At 41.8% G+C, this 2,696-nt stretch carries 3 protein-coding genes; 2 read left to right on the forward strand and 1 reads right to left on the reverse strand.

Annotation, left to right across the window (positions count from 1 at the left end; translation table 11 throughout):
- On the forward strand, positions 1-341 hold a 341-nt coding region (locus WB217_RS01645), incomplete at its 5' end, for an RluA family pseudouridine synthase (protein ID WP_423990045.1).
- Positions 342-477: 136 nt separating this feature from the next.
- Entirely contained in the window at positions 478-1,446 is a 969-nt protein-coding gene (locus tag WB217_RS01650; RefSeq protein WP_423990047.1) for a CAP domain-containing protein, read from the forward strand.
- A 381-nt stretch (positions 1,447-1,827) separates the two neighbouring features.
- Here the strand turns inward: WB217_RS01650 and prpE are convergent, their stop codons facing one another.
- The gene (gene prpE / locus WB217_RS01655; RefSeq protein WP_423990049.1) at positions 1,828-2,568 is read right to left on the reverse strand and encodes a bis(5'-nucleosyl)-tetraphosphatase PrpE; all 741 of its coding nucleotides are present in this window, start codon (positions 2,566-2,568) and stop codon (positions 1,828-1,830) included.
- Positions 2,569-2,696 lie beyond the last annotated feature (128 nt).

Genomic DNA, 2,696 nt, shown 5'->3' on the forward strand with positions numbered 1-2,696 from the left:
GGCGGATTGAAAAGCCGATCGCCAGAAAAAGTGACAGCATCATTGAACGCGAAGTCCATATTGATGGGCAATATGCCTGTACTTTATATGAGGTCCTTCAAAGGTATAATGAGTTCACTCATATTCGACTCCGGCTCTTGACGGGACGAACACATCAAATCAGGGTTCATATGGCTTATATAGGCCATCCCCTCCTTGGAGACAGTCTTTATGGAGGAAAGAGAGAATTGATTCAGAGACAAGCACTCCACTGCAGGGAAATTAAATTTTCACATCCAATTTTGCAAAAAGAAATGTATTTAACCTCAAATCTTCCTCTTGATATGAAAAAATTGATCTAAAGGCAAACCGCAATAGGGTTTGCCTTTTTTATATGAAATTAATTCCATGTTTTTCACAGATATTTCATTCTATATTTCCCTTGGAATTTCAAATGATAAAGAAGTAGTAAATGAAATCTCAGGGAGGAAAGATCAATTGAACATTTATAAGCATGGAAAAGTAATTGCTGTATCTGCCCTAATGCTTTTAGGTCTGGCTGCATGCAATAACAATAATGATGAAGCACTTGATTTAAGAGATAACAAAATGACTACCATGAACAACAATGGTACAGGTTATGGGGACAATGATACGAAGAGATTGAGAGGGCAGAACGGCAGGAGTGAAACGAGCGCAGTTAGAAAGCCTAATCAAAATGGCGGGAATGGTACAAGCGAAATATTGCAGATGCCGAATGGGTATTTGACAGTAGACCCGAACTCATACAGCACAGGAATACCTAGCACAAGGTACCCGCATACAGAAATGAACAGACAGGGGAGATTGACTTACGAAGACTGGCAGCGTCAGCGTGCAGGTCAATCTTTAACAGAGGACCAGCCGCTGTTGCAGCCTCCTACGGGAACTAGCCCAACACCTGAACAGGGAATAACACCGCCTCCTGATCAAGGTCCACTGCAAGCACCAAACGAAGGAACTGCGCCAACTGAACAAGGAGCAGCTCCAGTTCCAAACAAAGATGCGGCGCCACAGCAGAAAACGGCTCCAACACCAAGCGGAACAGAAATAAGTGCATTTGAGTCGAGAGTAATTGATTTAACAAATGAACAGCGCAGGAAAAATGGACTGTCCAATCTTCAGCCTGATACGGCGTTGAGCAATGTGGCCCAGGAAAAATCAAATGATATGCAGGCAAAGAATTACTTTTCGCATACGAGCCCAACCTATGGATCGCCTTTTGATATGATGAGGGATTTTGGAGTAACTTACAGCTCAGCGGGTGAAAACATCGCTATGGGTCAGCAGAGTGCTGAAGAAGTGGTCAATGCCTGGATGAACAGTGAAGGTCACAGGAAAAATATCCTTAGCCCGAATTTCACACACATTGGTGTAGGGCACACAGGAACCGGAAATTACTGGACACAGATGTTTATTGGAAAATAAACAAGACAAGCTAGCTAACCATTTTTTTAAATGGTTAGTTCAGTTTGTCGACAAAAGGGGTTCGGAATGGTCTCATTCCGAACCCCTTTTGCAATCCGATGATTAGGTCAGCAAGCGCGGGAATAAGCGAAAAAAAGACGTTATTGGCGACCTCTTTTTTGAGTTTTTGTTTTTATAGGTACGCAATAGAATCGGTTGGTGACCTCTTTTTCCAGTTTTTGTTTTTATAGGTACCCAATAGCTCTTATTGGTGACCTCTTTTTCCAATTTTTGTTTTTATAAGTACCCAATAGCTCGGGTTGATAACCTCTTTATCCAGTTTTTGTTTTTTTTAGGTACGCAACAGCTCTTATTGGTGACGCATTTTTCCATTATGGATAATCATTCTATCTCACGAAATTTTTCTGCTGCCAAGGGCATGGAGGAAGGAACTGAAACAAGTTCCATCTCAGGATATCTTAATGCGGTCAGGAGTCCGCCGAAAACGGCCCCTGTATCAATGTTATAAGTATTGTTGACAATCCTTGGCTGCTTGACTGGAGTATGTCCATAGACAACAGTTACTTTTCCCTGATATTTCTTTGCCCAGTCACGCCTGACAGGTGTACCGTCGGGATTCGTTTGGCCAGTGATATCCCCGTAGAGGACAAAGGTCTTGACCTTCGAATTATTTTTGCCAATATAATCTTCCCGAATACCGGCATGGGCGATAACCAATCGGCCTTCATCGAGAACGTGATATAAAGGTGAGGTATCATATAGATCCAGAAACATCTCGCGAAATGCCCTTTTATCTTTATCGTTCAATGACGAAAATTCAGCTACAGTAGTTTCGAGACCGTGGGTTGTCTGTACTTTATTCCCAAGCAAGTATCGATACAGCTTGTTGCAATGGTTTCCAGGCACATAATAAGCAAGGCTGTGCTTAATAACCAGCTTCCAGACAACCTCAGCAGCCTTCAAGGATTCTGGTCCTCTGTCTGTCAAATCTCCAACAAAAGCAAGCTTCCGTCCTTCAGGATGAATGGGTATTCCGGAATTCCAATCATAACCCAATTCTTTTGTGAGGTGTTCAAACTCAGCATAACAGCCGTGTATATCACCAATGATATCCAGTTTCATCATACAGCTCCTCTCGCTATATATTACTCCTATTGTTTCCGCAGAATAGCAAAAGAATAGTGCTTTTTGCAATTGAGTTTTCTGAGATAAATTTTTAATCTGACAAAAAAATTTAGCTGTAAGATAAA

This window comes from Mesobacillus sp., from assembly GCF_049588175.1.
GTDB lineage: Bacteria > Bacillota > Bacilli > Bacillales > Cytobacillaceae > Mesobacillus.

What these genes read in the sequence shown, in the direction of transcription:
- prpE (WP_423990049.1), bottom strand. Translation starts at nt 2,568, where the DNA reads ATGAAACTGGATATCATTGGTGATATACACGGCTGTTATGCTGAGTTT.